The following is a 17,413-nucleotide window of genomic DNA, read 5'->3' as shown; positions in this document are numbered from 1 at the left end:
CCTGGTTCACCGTTCGATCGTTTCATGTAGCGCCGACAACGATCCGGTCGGCATCAAGCCCGACAGTGACCAGGCCACGAGGCAGACCACACCGACGGCCATCGCCACGCGAAACCACCGCCACCGCCACAACACGACGGTCAGCACCCCAGTAGCAGCGATGAGCACCACGCCTGCAGCGCCGGACGGAACAGGCATGCTGGCGGCCGGCACGCCTGCCGCCCAGTGCGCGACGTGCAGCACCCACCACAGCTCCGGACCGGTGAACCGGATCAATAGCTGCGCGGCGGGCGGCCAGACCATGCACAGCGCGGCGGCTGCGCTGCCCAGCACGGTGATCGGGGCGATCAGCGCCGCGGCCGCGAGGTTGGCTGCCGCGGCCACCAGGCTGACCCGCCCCGAAATGCCCGCCACCAACGGGGCGGTCACTACCTGTGCGGCCCAGGCCACGCAGACCGCGTCGGCCAGCGGTTTGGGCCAGCCGGCCGACACCAGACGCGCCGACCAGGCCGGCGCGATGACCACCAGCGCGGCCGTGGCGACCACCGACAGCGCGAAACCGACAGCGACCGCCAGCTGCGGCGCGAGCACCATCAGTAGCAACACGGTGGCCGAGAGAGCCGGAATGGCCTGTCGCCGCCGCGAACTCAATACGCCCGCCAACGCGATGGCGCCCATCACCGCCGCACGCAGCACGCTGGCCGTCGGCTGCACCACGATCACGAACACCAGCAGCGCGACCGCGGCCAGCGCGACCGCCGCACGCGGGCCGATCAGCCGCGCGCTGAATAGCACCGCGCCGCACACGATCGTGACATTGGCGCCCGACACCGCGGTGAGATGGGTCAGCCCGGCGGTCCGGAACTCCTGGCCGGTGACGGCGGCGACCGTCGACGTGTCGCCCAGCACCAGCGCCGGCAGCATCGCGGCTTGATCGGCCGGCAGCACGCGACGCGCCGTGGCGGCGAACCGATCACGCACGGCGTGCGCGGCACGATGCACCGGGGCGGCGGTGCCGGTGGTGGGCGCTCCGATCGCGTTGACCACCGCAACCGTCAGGTCATGGCGGGTGGGACGCGTGATCCGCGCCCGAAACTGCACCGGCTGGCCCACCATCACGTCATGGAAGGTTGCCGCGGACGCGAAAACCACTACACGACCGCTGGTTTCGTGGTCTCCGAGCCGCTGGGCAGTGGCACGGAACATCAGCCGACCGCGCCCCAACGACAGTGCGCTCTCGCTGGGTGTGACCGTCACCCGCGTGGCCGTTCCGAACGCCGCGGTGATCGGGTGGCGCGCGACCGCGTTGGCGCGCAACGCGATCGCGAAGCCGAACCCCGCCCCCACCACACCGATTGCGGCCAGGCCGATGCCGATGGTGCGCAGTCGCGCTGCCCGCGCCGACAGCGCACCGGTTACCGCGGTCAGAACCCCCAGGGCCGCAAGCAGATTGCCAACGGGCCAGACGATTCCGGCGGCCGTGACCAGCCAGGCGGTCAGCGCGGGCGGCACCAGACGCACATCCAGCCGCGCCGGCACCGGACCGCCGAACGGGTCGTGCACTGCAGTCAGACACGGACCAGTGCACGCAGCTTTTCCAGCCGCGCCGGGCCGATGCCGTCGACCTCGGCGAGCTGGTCGACGCTGTTGAATTTGCCATTGGCCTCGCGCCACGCCACGATCGCGGCAGCGGTAACCGGCCCGATGCCGGGCAAGGTGTCCAGTTGTTGCGCCGTCGCGGTATTCAGGTCGATGACCTCGCCCGGCTTCGCCGAAGTGGGCCGGGCCGGCTTGCCCGGCGCCGCAGGTGCAGCCGGCGCGGCCGAGCCCGGGTTGACTGAACTACCCAGCGCGGCGGGTTGGCCTTTCGGCGGCGCGACGCCGACCACGATCTGCTCGCCGTCGCCGACTTGGCGGGCCATGTTCAACCCGATTGTGTCGGCGCCGTCCACGGTGCCGCCGGCGGCGTTCAGCGCGTCGGCGATCCGAGCACCGGGTGCCAAGGTGACCAATCCCGGGCTGTGCACCAGGCCCACCACGCTGACCACCACGGGTTGCGCCGGCCCGGCCGACGGGCTGGCGCTCGGACTACGGGTCGCTGACGACACCATCTCCACCGGCGGCAACTTGGCCGACACCACTGGCGCGGGCCGGTCGCGCACCAGCGTGAAGACGGTGACCAGCACGGCGATCGCCGCGATCACCGCCAACGCGATTGCGCCGGCACGACCGGGATCGGCGCGCACCCGGGCAAGCAGGCTCTGCTGCGCCGAACCGTCCGGAACCCACCGTGGCAGCAGTGAATTCGGGTCTCCCTCGCCCTCGTCGTCGGTCGCGTCGTCCCCGGCGCCGGGTTGGGCGCCAAGGCGCCGGTGCAGTCGCTCGGCAGGCAGTTCTGTTCGCATGCGCCGACGGTAGGTGCGCCGACCGTCACCAGCGCTCGCCGCGCGGCATGCCGAGGCCGAGCTGTGGAGGAACACCCAACTGTGGACAACCCAGGTTTGACGATCGACCACGCGGGTAGCCGGGCGCAATGAGTTTCAAGGACGCTGCCAGGCCGCCCCTTGTCGTGGTCGCCTCGGTTGCCGGCGTAACCGTCGTCGGCATCGTGTGGTGGCGCCGACGGTCGCGTCGGCGGTCCTGAGATGGGGCTCACCGTCGCGGTCACCGGGCCGACCGGCGAGATCGGCACCTCCGCGGTGGCCGCGCTCGAGCGTGACCCGGCCGTCGACCGCATCATCGGCATGGCCCGTCGCCCGTTCGAGCCGTCGTCTCGCGGCTGGACCAAAACGACCTACCGGCAGGGCGACATCACCGACCGCGACGCGGTGGACGCGCTCGTCGCCGACGCCGACGTCGTCGTCCACCTGGCGTTCATCATCATGGGTTCGCGCGAAGAAAGCGCGCGGGTGAACTTGGCCGGCACCCGCAACGTCTTCGAAGCCTGCGCGGCCGGTTCCGTCGAAAGGCGCCCCCGCCGGCTGGTGTACAGCTCGTCGGTGGCCGCGTACGGGTATCACGCCGACAATCCGGTCCCGCTCACCGAAGACGTGCCACCGCGGGGCTCACCCGAGCACTATTACTCCGCGCAGAAGGCCGCCTGCGAAGCCGCCCTCGCCGAGATCACCGCGGGTTCACCGCTGGAGGTGTACATCCTGCGGCCGTGCATCGTCGCCGGACCACAGGCACACGCGCTGGCCGACGCGATGCCGTGGAGCCGTATCCCGTATGCGGCCACCGCAATCCGGGTGTTGCCGCTGCTCAAACCGCCTGTTCCCGACCCCGGCAACCCGCTGCAGCTGGTGCATCATGACGACGTCGCGACGGCGATCGCGCTGGCGGCGACGGGCTCGGCGCCACCGGGGGCGTACAACATCGCGGGCGACGGCGTGGTGTCCGTCTCCGACGTGGCCGCAGCGCTCGGCGGCCGGCCGGTGCGGGTCCCGGCCGCGACGGCGACGGCGGCCTCGGCGGTGATCGCCCGGCTGCCGTTCGTGCCCTCGGCGGCGGAGTGGCTGCATGTCGCGCGCACGTCGGTGGTGATGGACACCACCAAGGCCAAAACGCAGCTGGGCTGGACGCCGCGCCACACGTCGGCCGAGACATTGGAGGCTCTTGCGGCGTCGCTGTGAAAGCAACCGGCTAACGTGCAGGGCAGAGTTACCCAACCACAGGAGACTGCCATGCAGCTGGCGCTCACCGCGGAGGAAGCCGCCTTCCGCGACGAACTGCGCACCTTCTACACGACCCAGATCCCGGCCGATGTCCGCGAGCGAGTCCGCCTGGGGCAGGTCAACCGTGACGACATTGCCGCCAGTCACAAGATCCTGCACGAGCACGGGCTGGCGGTGCCCAACTGGCCGGTCGAATGGGGCGGCAAGGACTGGACGCCGGCCCAGCATCAAATCTGGCTCGACGAGATGCAGCTGGCCTGCGTGCCCGAACCGCTGAACTTCAACGCCAAGATGGTGGGCCCGGTGATTGCCGAGTTCGGTTCGCAGGAGACCAAACAACGCTTCCTGCCGCCCACCGCCAGCCTGGACATCTGGTGGTGCCAGGGATTCTCCGAACCCGAAGCTGGCTCGGACTTGGCGTCGCTGCGCACCACCGCGATACGCGACGGCGACAGCTATGTCGTCAACGGGCAGAAGACCTGGACCACGCTGGGCCAGTACGCGGACTGGATCTTCTGCCTGGTGCGCACCGACCCGCAGGCACCCAAGAAGCAGGCCGGCATCTCGTTCCTGCTGATCGACCTCGACACCCCGGGAATCACGATGCGGCCGATCAAGCTGATCGACGGCGGCCACGAGGTCAACGAGGTGTTCTTCGAAGACGTCCGAGTGCCCGCCGACCAGCTTGTCGGCGAGGAGAACCAAGGTTGGACTTACGCGAAGTTCCTGTTGGGCAACGAACGGACCGGTATCGCCGGAGTGGGCCGCACCAAGGTCCGCCTCGCCGAGGTCAAGCAACGCGCCACCGAGACCGGCCTGCTCGACGACCCGCTGTTCGCGGCCCGGCTCGCCGAAGCCGAAAACGACGTGCTGGCACTGGAACTCACCCAGATGCGGGTGACGTCGAGCTCGTCGGGCGGTAAGCCCAACCCGGCGTCGTCGGTGCTCAAACTGCGGGGCAGCCAGTTGCAGCAGACGGCCACCGAACTTCTGGTCGAGGTCGCCGGCCCGGATGCGCTGCCGTTCGACGCGGGCGACGAGATTGCGTCACCGGGATGGGCACAGCGCAGCGCACCGCATTACCTGAACTACCGCAAGACGTCGATTTACGGCGGCAGCAACGAGATTCAACGCACGATCATCGCGTCGACGATCCTGGGATTGTGAGGTCAGCCATGGACTTTCAGTTGAGCGACGAGCAGGTGCTGCTGCGCGACACCACCCGCGACCTGCTCGCCCGCAGCTACGATCCCGAAAGCCGGCTCAAGGTCGTCGACACCGAGCTGGGCTGGAGCCGCGAGGTGTGGAGCCAGCTGGCCGACACCGGAATACTCGGTCTCGGGTTCGACCCCGCCGAGGCGGGCCAGCTTGAAATCATGGTGGTCCTCACCGAAATCGGACGCCGGCTGGCCCCGGAACCGGTGGTGCACGCGGCGCTGGGCCCCGGCGCGGTCATCGCCGAGCTGGGCACCGAGACGCAAAAGCAGCTCCTGGACGAGGTGGCGGCCGGCCAGCGGCTGCTGGCGTTCGCGCACCTCGAGCCGCGCGGTGGCGACGCGACAAAGGCTGTGCGCCAGGGCGATTCGTGGGTTTTGTCCGGACGGAAGAACCCTGTGCTGGCCGGCGACTGCGCCGACACCCTCGTGGTCAGCGCCGCATTGCCCGACGGCGGGACCGGACTCTTTGTGGTCGATGCCGGTGCCGTCACCCGGCATCCGTATCAGACGTTCGACGGCCAGCGCGGCGCGCAGATCGACCTGGACCAGACGCCGGGCGAACCGTTGGGAGACGCGGGTGACGCATCGACGGCCATCCGCAATGCGGTGATCCGTATTCAGTCGGCGTTGTGCGCCGAGGCGGTCGGCGCCATGGAAGAAGCGCTTCGGTTGACCACCGATTACCTCAAGACCCGCAAGCAGTTCGGCGTCACGCTGAACACCTTCCAGACCCTGACCCAGCGGGCGGCCGACATGTACGTCTCGCTCGAATTGGCCCGCAGCATGAACTACTACGCGGCGATGTCGATCGCGGACGGCAACCTCGACCCGGTGATCGCGGCGCGGGCCAAACTGCAGATCGGCCGCTCGGGCCGGCACATCGGGCAAGAAGCGATCCAGCTGCACGGCGGCATCGGCATGACCGCGGAATATCCGGTCGGCCACTATGCGGCCCGGCTCACCGCGATCGAGCACACGTTGGGTTCGTCGCAGGCCCAACTGCATGTCCTCGCCGACCAGGTCGGCGACTACGACGTCGTCACCCTGTAGGCATGACCGAACTCTCTACGGAAATCATCGAATTCCTGTCGGCGGGCACCCGCACCGGCATGCTGGGCTACGTCGCCTCCGACGGCCGTCCGCTGGTCGCTCCGGTGTGGTTCATCGTCGACGACGGCGAGCTGGTGTTCACCACCGGTCGTAATACCGCGAAAGGCCGTGCGCTGACCCGGGATTCACGCGTGGTGATCTGCGTGGACGACCCGCATCCGCCCTACTCGTTCGTCCAGGTGCAGGGCATCGCCACGACGGCCGAGGATGCACCCGAGCTGCTCGACATCGCCACGCGGATCGGCGGGCGTTACATGGGAATCCACCGCGCGATCGAGTTCGGCCGGCGCAACGCCGTTCCCGGCGAGCTGGTGGTGCGAGTCCGCCCCACCAAGGTCGTCGCCGCGTTCAACATCGCCGACTGAGTATCGCGAGCGCCTAGTCCGATTCGGGCAGCTGACCGGCCAGGTACTCCGCGAGCCCGCCAATGGTCGGATAGTCGAATACCGCGGTGGCGTTGATCGTGAACATGCCACCGAACTGGCTGTGCAACCGGTTTCGGAGCTCGATCGCCATCAGGGAATCCGTGCCCAGGTCCAAGAACCGACTCGTGGCAGCGGGCGGTTGGGCGAGCCGCAGAAAGTTCTGCACCTCGCGCTGCAGGAATTCGGTGATGAAGGCGGCGCGCTGCGCCACTGGTATCTCCTGCAGTTGCCGCAGCAACTCAGCATCGCCGGTCGTCTCCCCGACGGCACTCGGCAATACGAGGTCCAGAATCGGTGGACGTGAACTGCCCAGCACCTTCAGGGCACGCTGCCAGTTGGCCTTGATGACGGTGGCCTGCGCCGTTCCGGTGGCCACAACCTCGCCGAGCGCGCCGAGGGCCGCCGAGGGTTCCAGCGGAATCAGGCCCTGCGCAGTGAGATTGGCGCGAGCGGCCTCTGAGGAGGCCATGCCCCCTTGTGCCCAGGGACCGAAGTTGACGCCGGTCGCCGGCAAGCCTCGCGCTTGGCGTTGCGCGACCAGCCCGTCGAGAAGCGCATTGGCGGTCGAGTAGTTGGCCTGGCCGGGTGAGCCGAGCAAGCTGGACACCGACGAGGACACGATGAAGAAGTCGAGCTCGTCGGTTGCCGTCAACCGGTCCAAGTAGTAGGCGCCGAATGCTTTGGGCGCCAACGTGGTTCGGAACCGCTCCACGCTCTGCTCGGACAGCAGGGCGTCGTCGAGCACGCCCGCCAGATGCGCCACTCCTGCAAGCGGCGGCAACTCGGCACGAATCCGCTCCAGCAGCTTCGCGACTTCTGACTCGTCGCCGACGTCGGCAGCGAAGGTGTGGATGCGGCAGCGGTAGCGCTCGGTGATGTCCTCGATTGTCCGCTGCGCGTCCGCATCGGGTTCGCGTCGGCTGGTCAGCACGATGTCGCCGGCGCCGAGTTGAGCCAAATACGACGCCATGTGCAGGCCGATCGCGCCGAGTCCGCCGGTGACGAGATAGCTTCGATCACCGCGCGGCTGTAGCGGTTTCGGCATTTGCAGCACGATCTTGCCGATATGCCGCGCCTGCTGCATGCGGCGGAACGCCGTCTTGGCTTCCGTCAGCGGGTAGATCTCGGCGGGCAGCGGGGTCCACTCGCCGCTGGCCAACCCGTCCGACACCTCGTCCAGCAGGTGACGAATGCGCTCAGGCTCTTGCACGCAGGCCCAGTCCAACGCGACGATCTCGTAAGCGATATCGGGACGGGCCGTCGCCATCTGTTCGCGCGTCCAGATGTCGCGCTTGGCGATCTCGACGAAACGGCCATTCTGGGCGGTGGCCCGAACCGTTGCTTCGATGAACCCCTCGTTGGTCAGGCTGTTGAGCACCACGTCGACACCCGCGCCGCCGGTATCGGCCAGGATCTGATCGGCGAAATCCGTACTGCGCGAGTCGTAGACGTATTCCACGCCCAGCCGGCGTAGCGTCGCGCGTTTGTACGCACTCGCGGTGGCGAAGACGGTCGCGCCTTTCCGCTGCGCCATCTGGATCGCGGCCAATCCGACACCACCGCTCGCGGCGTGGATGAGCACACGGTCACCGGGCTTCAGCTGCGCCCAGTCGAACGCGAGACGGACGGTGAGTGCGGCGGCGGGAATCGTCGCCGCCTCTACGGCGCTCAGCCCGTCGGGCAGCGGCGCCAGCAACTGAACCGGCACGTTGAACCGGCTGGCGAACGCGCCCTGCATGAAGCCGTAGACACGTTGGCCGATCTCGAGCCCGGTGACGCCGTCACCCAACTGTGTGACGACGCCGGCGAAGTCGCCGCCGAGTGGGCCCGGATCACCCGGGTAGAGGCCCAGCACATTGAGCACCTCCCGGAAGTTCAACCCACCGGCCTCAACCCGCACCTGTACACAACCCTCGTCCGGCGGCGCCACTTCGGTCTCGCTCACCCGCAGGTTGTCGATCGCGCCGCGTTCAGTCGGCGCCAGGACGTAGTCGGCTGCACGCGGTACCGCGAGGTGACCACTGCGTGACCATTGCAGCAACCGGGGTGTCAACAGCTTCCCTTGCCGCAGTGCGAGTTCGGGCTCGCCGGCTGGTGCACTCAGAAGACCGGCCAGTGCGTGCACAGCCTCGTTCGAGCCGTCGTAATCGACCAGTCTGCAATGCAGGGCCGGTTCCTCGTTGATGACGGTGCGCCCGAGTCCCCACAGCGCCGCCTGCAGCGCATCGACCCGCTCGCCGGATTCGGTTGCCACGGCTCGTTCGGTGACGATCCACAGCCCGTTGGGAAGTTTGACCGCCTCATCGGCCTGCAGCGTGTGCACCACGCTCAGCAGGTGGGCGATCTCGTTCTCCAGTCGCGCGGCAGCTTCAGCGCTCGACTCGTCTGCGCTCGGCCCGGCGGCGCGCCAGACGATCCCGGAGATCGGCATCCCGCGCTCGTGAGCTTGTGCGACCAGCTTCCCCGCCAGTTCTGGATCGGTCTTGCGGTCATAGGAGATGCAGCCCGGCAGCTCAGCTGCGAGCTCGTCGAATCCGGCGACCAGCCATGTGCCACTGGCATTTCCGAGGCCCTCACCCGACGGTTGGGGCGGTACCTCGTGCCAGCCGAGGCTGTACAGCAGCCTGGTGGAATCGCCGCCCAGCCCGCGCAACAACGCCTCCCGAGGCGCGCGCTTGACCGTGAACTCGCGAATCCCGCCCAGGTGGCGGCCATCTCGGTCGACGAAATCGATATCGAAGACTTGGGTTTCGCTGTCGAGGGCGCTGGCATGCCACTTCCCGCGGCAATAGAACCGCCGGGGCATCTTTTCCCGCAGCATCACTTGTCCGTAGCGCAGTGGCAACAGCAGATCGTTCAACCCCTGTTCGGCCGCGGTAATCGCCGGGAACGCCGGGAAGACGACGCCGGTGCACAGATCGAGCAGCACCGGGTGCATCGGCTCGGTTCCGAGGTGTTCGGCGAGTTCATCGCCGACGGTGATATCGCCGATCGCCTCACCCTCGCCGACCCACAGCGACTTCAGGGAACCGGACCAGGTAGTCCCCCATTCCAGCTCGCTGGCGGCAAAAGACTCGAACAGTTCGTGCGGACGCATGCGCTCCGACTGCTCGATTGCCGACTCGATCGAGTCTGCCGGATCGGGTGCCGGCTCGTCATCGACACCGCTGACGACGGTGCCGTCGGCGTTCAACGACCATTCGGCATCACGGACGCCGTACGGGCGGCTGTTCACACGGAAACTCCACCCCCCGTCCTCGATGGGATGCAACGTCAGCTGCACCTCGCGGGAGTCCTTCTCTGGCAAGATGATCGGCTCGTAGAAAATAACGTCCTTGACCCGCGCCGGCGGACCGACTGCGGCCAGCGCCATCGCCGCATACGTCGCCCCGGGAACGACCACGGTGCCGTAGATGACGTGATCGGAAAGCCACGGCTGCGATTTGACGGACAGCCTGCTGGTGTACACGGAGTCGCCCGAGGCGAGATCCTTTGCAGTTCCGAGAATTCCGGATGCAGCGGCACCATCCACGGCGATACCCGAGGTCTTGGGCCAGAAGCGACGGCGCTGGAACGGGTAGGTGGGCAGCTCGAGCCTGCGGCCAGGCTGGCGATGCAACGCATCGAATTTGGGGCGATGGCCGCTGACATAGGCCCCCGCCAACGCATCTGCGATCTGACGCCGGTCACCTACGCCCTTGCGCAGGGAAACGATCGCGCGCGGCGCGGCCAGGTGTTCCGGCCAGACCTGCACCGCCGCCCCCGTCAGCACGGGTTGCGGACCGATCTCCATCAACACCGAGCATCCCAGCGCCGCCACAGTGCGCACGCTTTCGGCGAACTGCACGGGCTGGCGGGAATGCCGCCGCCAATACCCCGCGTCGAGGGGGGTTGCCGCGGTGAGCACGGTGCCGGTGCGGTTGCAGACCAGCGGCAACGTCGGCGCAGCGAACTGCAAACGTGCGGCGTACGACTCGAACTCGCCGAGTACCGGCTCCAGCAACTCCGAATGGAAGGCGTGACTGGTTTCCAGCCAGCTGCAGCGGATTCCGTCGTTGCCAAACGTGGCGACTATCTGCTCTAGATCCTCGCCCGGACCCGACAGCACCGTGTTGGGGCCGTTGTAGGCCGCAACCGACACTCGCGGAAATCCGGTGGCGACCGCCTCGACCTGCTTGGCGTCGGCGAACACCGCGACCATCCGCCCGCCTTCCGGCAGGCTGCCGAACAGCCGGCCCCGCTCGGCCATCAGCCGCGCCCCGTCCTCCATGCTGAACACCCCGGCCACACACGCCGCGGCGTATTGGCCGACGCTGTGCCCCAGCACCACATCGGGCTCGATGCCCCACGACTGCCATAGCCGGGCCAGGCCCATCTCGACGGCGAAAAGCCCCGGCTGCGCAAACGAGGTGTGCCGCAACGTCTCTGCGGTCTCCCTGTCGGCGGCGAACAGCACCTCCAGCAACGGTCGCGGCAGGATCTCGCTGGCCGCGTCCGCGCAGCGTGTCACCGCTTCCGCGAAAACCGGCTCGGCGTCGAACAACTCGCGCGCCATGCCGGGGTACTGGCTGCCCTGACCGGTGAACAGCCACGCCGTCGTCGGCCGGTCGGCGCACTCGCCACGCAGCACACCGGGCCGCAGACGGTTGTCGGCCAAGTCGGCCAAGCCGTCTCGTGCTGCCCGCACGGAATCCACGACCAGCGCGGCCCGGTGCTCGAAATGCGATCGTCCCACCCCGGCTGTCAGGCACACGTCGGCGACGTCGACGTCCGGATGGCTGTCCAACCAGGAGCCGTAGCGTTGCGCCAACGCCACCAACGCTTCTGGCGACCGTGCCGAGAGCGGCAGAACGCTCACCGCATCATCGTGATCGTCCGCCTCGGGCTCCGCGGTGGCTGCCGGTTGTGGTGCCTCTTCGATCAGCACGTGCGCGTTGGTGCCGGTGAATCCGAACGAGCTGACGCCCGCGCGCCGCGGCCTGCCGTTGGCCTGCCACGGAGTTGGCTTGTCCACGACCCGCACCGGCAGCGAATCCCACGGGATGTGCGGCGACGGATTGTCGAAGTGCAAGCTGGCCGGCAGCACTCCGTGCTGCAGCGACAGCACGACCTTGATCAGACCTGCGGCCCCCGATGCCGACTCGAGGTGACCGATGTTGGTCTTGACCGATCCCATCAGCAGCGGGCGGCCCGAGTCACGGGCGTCGCCGTAAACGGCGCCGGCGGCCTGCGCCTCGATCGGATCACCCAGCGGGGTACCCGTCCCGTGCGCCTCGAGGTAGTCGACGTCGCCGCCGGTCAGGCCGGCACGCGCCAGCGCCGTGGCGATAAGCCGTTGCTGTGCACCACCATTGGGCACTGTCAAGCCGCTGGACGCGCCGTCCTGGTTGACCGCGCTGCCCGGGATCACCGCGGCAACCCGGTCGCCGTCGCGCACCGCGTCGCTGAGCCGCTTGAGCACCAAAATCCCGCAGCCCTCGCTGCGGACATAGCCGTCAGCGGAGGCGTCGAACGTCTTACACCGCCCGACGGGCGATAGCATCCTGGCTCGTGAGGCCGCGACCACGGTTACCGGACTCAGTAGGACATTCACACCGCCGGCCAGCGCCAGATCGCAGTCACCGGAATGCAATGCCTGGCAGGCCTGATGGACGGCGACCAGCGACGAGCTGCACGCGGTGTCGACCGCCACCGCCGGCCCCTCGAACCCCAAGGCGAAGGCAACCCGACCGGAAATCGCGTTGAGCGCATTGCCGGTGATGAAGTAGGGCTCGATTTTGTCGATCGACTCGGCGGAGAGCAGATGGGCGTATTCGTTGGCCGCCACGCCCGCGAAGATGCCGGTTCGGCTGCCGCGCAAGGCGGACGGCGCGTACCCCGCCCTTTCGAGAGCCTCCCATACCGTTTCGAGCATCAGCCGCTGCTGCGGCTCGATCCAGACGGCTTCGCGTGGCGAGATGCCGAAGAATTCCGGATCGAATCCGTCGATCCCGTCGAGGAATCCGCCGAAGCGCGTGTAGGTCTTGCCCGCACTGTCTGGATCAGGGTCGTAGAACTCGTCGATGTCGAACCGGTCCTCCGGGACCTCCCGGATCGCGTCGACACCGCCGGACAACACCTCCCAGAACGCCTCCGGATTGGGCGCGCCCGGGAAACGGCACGACACCGCGACGATCGCGATCGGCTCGTCGGTGCGCGTCGTGGCTACCGACGCCGGCTGTGGTGCTGAAGCCTTTTCGCTCAGCTCGAGCACGTCGCCGAGCAGGTAATCCACCACGTCGGACAGGCGGGGGTAGTCCATCGCCAGCGTCGCCGGGATTTCCCTGCCCACTCCTTGCTCGATGCGGCGACGCAATTCCACGGCCATCAGCGAATCCATGCCCAGATCGAAAAACCCGGCGTCCTCCCGGATCTCGGCGGCATCGACGCGCGTCACTTCGGCCACCGCGTTGCGCAGGTAATCCGTCATGAGCTTCCTGCGCTGCTGCACGGGAGCATGCGTGAGCCGCTCGACCAGTTCGGGCTTGCCCGACGGCGTCGTCGCCGGCACCGCACTGGGCACCTCGCCTTCCAACTCCGCCAGGAATGCGCGCCTGCCCGCTTGCTGGTAGAGCGGCAGGAAGCGGGCCCAGTCGATGCGTGCCACAACGGCTTGCACCGACGACGCCATGGCATCGGCCATTCCCGCGAGCGCATCGGCAGGCGATAGCGTCCGGACTCCGCGTTGATCCAGTCGCGCGCGAGCCTGCGCGTCAGCCATCCCCGCCGACCACGGACCGAAATTCACGCTGATCCCGGGAACGCCTTGCTCGCGCAGCCGCCAGGCCAGCCCGTCGAGGAAAGCGTTAGCGGCGCCGTAGGCGGTCTGACCGAAGCTTCCCCATACTGACGCGATCGAGGAGGTGCTCAGGAAAAAGTCCAGCTGCAGGTCAGTGGCCGCTTCACTCAAATGCCACGCGCCCCATACCTTCCCGGCGAAAACACGATCCACCTCGGCGTCGTCGAGGGCGCTCAGCGGGGTGGTACCGACCTCGCCCGCGGCATGAACGATGCCGGCCAACGGCGGCAGTTCGGCCTGCACGGTGGCCAACAGGCGTGCCACGTCGTGCGCGTCGGCGACATCGGCGGCGGCGACCCGGAATTCGCAACCGTACTGTTCGCTCAACGCGTCGATACGTCGTTGGGCCGCTTCGCCGGGCGAGCGTCGGCCGGTCAACACCAGATGACGCGCACCGTGCGCGGCCAGGTATCCGGCGATTTCCAGCCCGAGCGAGCCGAGCCCTCCGGTCACCAGATACGTTGCGTCACCGCGCAGTTCCAGTGGTGTAGCGCTGGGCTGTCCAACTCGTCGAACCAGCCGTGGAACGTAGACCACCTGATCACGCAGGGCCAGTTGGTCGTCCCTGATGGCCGACTCACGCGCGGGGGCACCTACCTGATCGATCAGCCGCGACCATTCCTGCTCGGTACCGTCGGCCAGATCCACCAGTCCGCCCCATACCTGGGGATGCTCCAGTGCGGCGGCACGGCCGAATCCCCAGAGGCAGCTCTGATCCGGTGACACGGTGTCGGCGTCGGTGACACGCTGCGCGCCGCGGGTCACCAGCCAAATCGGTGAGCGCAGTTCGGCGGCGACTGCGGCACGGAAGAGTCGCCGTGTTCCGCGCAGAATTTGGTGTTGCATCCGCAACAGCGACCGCATCGACGGTGTGGTGTCGGGGCCGACGGCCGCGACATGCAGGATTCGTAGGGCCGGTTCGCCTTCCGCCGCGGCGCGCAGCGCGGCCACAAGCTGTTCCTCGTCCGCATCCGACATCGGCAACCCGAGGGACCGATACTGGTGTCCGCGCGCACTCAACGCATCAGCCAAAGGCTGGACGACCTCGGGATCGTCGCCGACAACGAGCCACGTGCATTCCTCGCGGCCTTGCGCATCGGCGATCGTAGGTCTCTCCCACCGGAACTCGTAGCGGGCATCCGAGATCGACTGGGTTTTGCGCTGCTGGTTGTGTTGTGCGGCAAGCTTTGCCAGCACGTTCAGGGTCTGATGATCGTCGCTCGCGGCGTCGATCAGGGCCGCGAGCTCCTCGATCCGGCCATCCTCGAGCAGCCGAATGGCCTGCGACTGCGCCGCGCCGTTCTGTTGTTGGTCACGCTCGGGTCGATTGTCTCGAAACCAGTACTGGCGACGCTGGAATGGATAGGTCGGCAGGTCCAGCTTGCGCGCCGGGCCCATGACAGCGCCGAAGTCCGGCTGGTGGCCCAAAACGTACGCGTCGGCAAGGGCTTCGGTGATCTGCCGGTGGTCGGCGGTGTTGCGGCGCAACGACGCGATGGCCCGCGGCGTGGTGGCCGGGTCAGGCCATGCCCGCAACGCTGCGGCGGTGAGCACCGGCTGCGGGCCGATCTCCAGCAGCACTTTGCAGCCCAGATCGGCAAGGGTGCGCACGCTCTTGGCGAATTCCACCGGCTGCCGCGCGTGGCGACGCCAGTAGTTGCCGTCCAGTTTCACGCTCCGGCCGAGGGTGCCGCCGGTGCGGTTGCACACCAGAATGCGTTGCGGCGAACTGTAAGTGAACTGGTCTGCATATGACTCGAACTCGTCGAGGATGGGATCGAGCAGCGCCGAGTGGAACGCATGGCTGGTGTCGAGCCAGTCACACCGGACACCGTCGGCCTGAAGCGCCGACACCGCCTGCTCCAGATCCTGTGCGGGTCCTGACAATACGGTGTTGGCGCCGTTGTAGGCGGCCACCGAGAGGCTCGGGAACTCGTCGGTGAGGCTCTCTGCACGCTCGGCGGCGGTGAACACCGCGGCCATCCGTCCACCCGCGGGCAAGCTGCCGAAAAGGCGGCCGCGCTCGGCCATCAGCAGCATGCCGTCCTCGGGGCGCAGCACGCCCGCAACACACGCCGCCGAGTACTGGCCCACGCTGTGGCCCGCCACCACGTCGGGTTCGAAGCCCCAGGACTGCCACAGCCGGGCCAGGCCCATCTCCACCGCAAACAGCGCAGGCTGCGCGTACGACGTCTGTCGCAGCGTGTCGTCGCCCTCCGGGTCGAAAATCACGTCGAGCAACGGTTTTTCGAGAACGTCTGCGACCACGTCGGCGCACCGGGTCAGGGTTTGGGCGAACACCGGCTCGGTGTCGAACAGCTCGCGGGCCATGCCCGGGTACTGGCTGCCCTGACCGGTGAACAGCCACGCCGTTTTCGGCGCGTCGTCGGATACTCCGCGCACCAACCCGGGCGCCGGACGGTCGTCGGCGAGTGCTGCGAGCAATTCGCCGGCAGATTCTCGCGAGTTGACCACCAACGCGGCCCGGTGCTCCAGGTGAGCTCGTCCGACCCCGGCGGTAAAGCACACGTCGGCCAACGTGGCCTCCGGGTGCGAGCTCAACCAGGTGCGGTATTGATCGGCGAGCTGCACCAAAGCGGCGGGAGTGCGCGCCGACAGCGGAAGTATGCGGAAGCGCCGCTGATCGACCGGAAGCGGTGCCACAGCGCGCTCCGCATGTTCCTCGGGCGCCTCGGAGAGGATGACGTGTGCGTTGGTCCCGGCGAACCCGAACGAACTGACGCCCGCAATACGCGGCTGCCCGTTGCGTTCCCAGGCAGTCGCCTCCTGCACCACCTGCAGCGGAAGCCGGTCCCAGGGAATGTGCGGCGACGGATTGCGGAAATGCAGGTGCTGCGGCAGCAACCCGTGCTCGAGAGACAGGACCACCTTGAGCACACCGGCGATCCCGGCGGCGGCTTCCAGATGACCGATGTTCGTCTTCACCGAGCCGATCAACAGCGGCCGGCTCGCGTCGCGCCCGGCACCGAGCACCGCACCCGCGGCCTGGGCCTCGATCGGATCGCCCAGCGACGTCCCGGTGCCATGCGCCTCCAGGTACCCGACGTCGCCGGCGGCCAGGCCGGCGCGCTTCAGCGCCTCGGCGATAACCCGTTGCTGAGCAACACCGTTGGGCACCGTCAAACCACCCGATGCGCCGTCCTGATTGACCGCGCTGCCGCGGATCACGGCGCGGATCCGGTCGCCGTCGCGAATCGCGTCCTCGAGCCGCTTGAGAACAATGACACCGCAACCCTCGCCGCGGACATAGCCGTCTGCAGCCGCATCGAAGGTTTTGCACCGGCCGTCGGGTGCGAGCATGTGCGCACTGGAAAAAGTGATCATCGTTGCGGGCGTGAGCAAGACGTTCGCGCCGCCGGCCAGCGCGAGGTCGCATTCCCCCAAGCGAAGCGCTTGGCATGCCTGGTGGATTGCCACCAACGACGAGCTGCACGCCGTGTCGACGGCGACCGCCGGGCCCTGCAGCCCCAACCGGTAGCTGATCCGCCCGGCCGCTGCGGCGTTCGACGTGCCGATCGCCATATAGGCTTCGATTTCGGAGTAGGTCAGCTCGTCGGATGCCATCCCCAAGTAGTCGTGCGTGGACAAGCCCACGAATACACCGGTGTTGGTATTCGCCAAAGCGGTTGGCGCGGTGCCCGAATGCTCCACGGCCCGCCACGCGGTCTCCAGCAAGATCCGATGTTGCGGGTCCATCAACCGGACCTCGCGCGTCGACATTCCGAAAAACGGTGCGTCGAACCCCGTTACGTCGTCGACAAAACCTGCCCGCCGGGTCACCACCTTGCCGGGTGCGTCGGGATCCGGGTCGAAGAATTCATCGGCGTCCCACCGCTCCTGCGGCACCTCCGATACCGCGTCCCGGCCGTGCCGCAGCAAGTCCCAAAACTCGTCCGTGTTCGCCGCACCGGGGAAACGCGCCGCGTAGCCGACGATCGCGAAACTTGACTGCTGCTCGCCTTCGGCGGATGCCATACGGCTGACCTCTCTGTTGGGGACGGTGACGATTCGGTCGTCGCGCGCATCCGCGCGCGGCTCGGTCGCGCATCAGAATTGCTGCCGCGGGCCAGGATTGCAAGTGCGTTGCCGGCACCGGTGCCGCGCACCGTACCGCAAGGTATGGCTGCG

At 68.0% G+C, this 17,413-nt stretch carries 7 protein-coding genes; 4 read left to right on the top strand and 3 right to left on the bottom strand.

Features of this window, described 5'->3' with window-relative positions; genetic code table 11:
* Positions 1 to 6 precede the first annotated feature (6 nt).
* Complete coding sequence (locus tag G6N47_RS17035) at positions 7 to 1,521, bottom strand: ComEC/Rec2 family competence protein (protein ID WP_083131652.1); 1,515 nt, start codon at positions 1,519 to 1,521, stop codon at positions 7 to 9.
* A gap of 47 nt (positions 1,522 to 1,568) precedes the next feature.
* Positions 1,569 to 2,405: a ComEA family DNA-binding protein gene (locus G6N47_RS17030; protein WP_083131575.1), complete on the bottom strand. Its 837-nt coding sequence runs from the start codon at positions 2,403 to 2,405 to the stop codon at positions 1,569 to 1,571.
* A gap of 240 nt (positions 2,406 to 2,645) precedes the next feature.
* Here G6N47_RS17030 and G6N47_RS17025 point away from each other — a divergent pair, with 240 nt between their 5' ends.
* Genes G6N47_RS17025 through G6N47_RS17010 form a run of 4 tightly spaced genes read left to right on the top strand, consistent with a single transcriptional unit; the run spans position 2,646 to position 6,366 of the window.
* Complete coding sequence (locus G6N47_RS17025; RefSeq protein WP_083131574.1) at positions 2,646 to 3,632, top strand: NAD-dependent epimerase/dehydratase family protein; 987 nt, start codon at positions 2,646 to 2,648, stop codon at positions 3,630 to 3,632.
* Positions 3,633 to 3,683: 51 nt separating this feature from the next.
* On the top strand, positions 3,684 to 4,841 hold the full coding sequence (locus G6N47_RS17020) for an acyl-CoA dehydrogenase family protein (protein WP_083131573.1): 1,158 nt from the start codon (positions 3,684 to 3,686) through the stop codon (positions 4,839 to 4,841).
* A gap of 8 nt (positions 4,842 to 4,849) precedes the next feature.
* Positions 4,850 to 5,941 carry an acyl-CoA dehydrogenase family protein gene (locus tag G6N47_RS17015; RefSeq protein WP_083131572.1) on the top strand — a complete coding sequence of 364 codons (1,092 nt, stop codon included), beginning with the start codon at positions 4,850 to 4,852 and terminating at the stop codon, positions 5,939 to 5,941.
* Between the two features lie 2 nt (positions 5,942 to 5,943).
* Positions 5,944 to 6,366 carry a PPOX class F420-dependent oxidoreductase gene (locus G6N47_RS17010; RefSeq protein ID WP_083131571.1) on the top strand — a complete coding sequence of 141 codons (423 nt, stop codon included), beginning with the start codon at positions 5,944 to 5,946 and terminating at the stop codon, positions 6,364 to 6,366.
* 13 nt (positions 6,367 to 6,379) lie between these two features.
* Here the strand turns inward: G6N47_RS17010 and G6N47_RS17005 are convergent, their stop codons facing one another.
* The gene (locus G6N47_RS17005; protein ID WP_083131570.1) at positions 6,380 to 17,260 is read right to left on the bottom strand and encodes a type I polyketide synthase; all 10,881 of its coding nucleotides are present in this window, start codon (positions 17,258 to 17,260) and stop codon (positions 6,380 to 6,382) included.
* Positions 17,261 to 17,413 lie beyond the last annotated feature (153 nt).

The sequence above is a fragment of the Mycobacterium branderi genome (genome assembly GCF_010728725.1).
In the GTDB taxonomy this organism is placed as follows: Bacteria; Actinomycetota; Actinomycetes; order Mycobacteriales; family Mycobacteriaceae; genus Mycobacterium; species Mycobacterium branderi.
Note: the sequence above shows the minus strand (reverse complement) of the source record. Positions and strands in the feature narration are given on the sequence as shown.

Bases quoted from the DNA above. Each gene is read 5' to 3' on its own strand.
- G6N47_RS17010 (WP_083131571.1), top strand. From the start codon at position 5,944: ATGACCGAACTCTCTACGGAAATCATCGAATTCCTGTCGGCGGGCACC.
- G6N47_RS17030 (WP_083131575.1), bottom strand. From the start codon at position 2,405: ATGCGAACAGAACTGCCTGCCGAGCGACTGCACCGGCGCCTTGGCGCC.
- G6N47_RS17015 (WP_083131572.1), top strand. From the start codon at position 4,850: ATGGACTTTCAGTTGAGCGACGAGCAGGTGCTGCTGCGCGACACCACC.
- G6N47_RS17025 (WP_083131574.1), top strand. From the start codon at position 2,646: ATGGGGCTCACCGTCGCGGTCACCGGGCCGACCGGCGAGATCGGCACC.
- G6N47_RS17005 (WP_083131570.1), bottom strand. From the start codon at position 17,260: ATGGCATCCGCCGAAGGCGAGCAGCAGTCAAGTTTCGCGATCGTCGGC.
- G6N47_RS17020 (WP_083131573.1), top strand. From the start codon at position 3,684: ATGCAGCTGGCGCTCACCGCGGAGGAAGCCGCCTTCCGCGACGAACTG.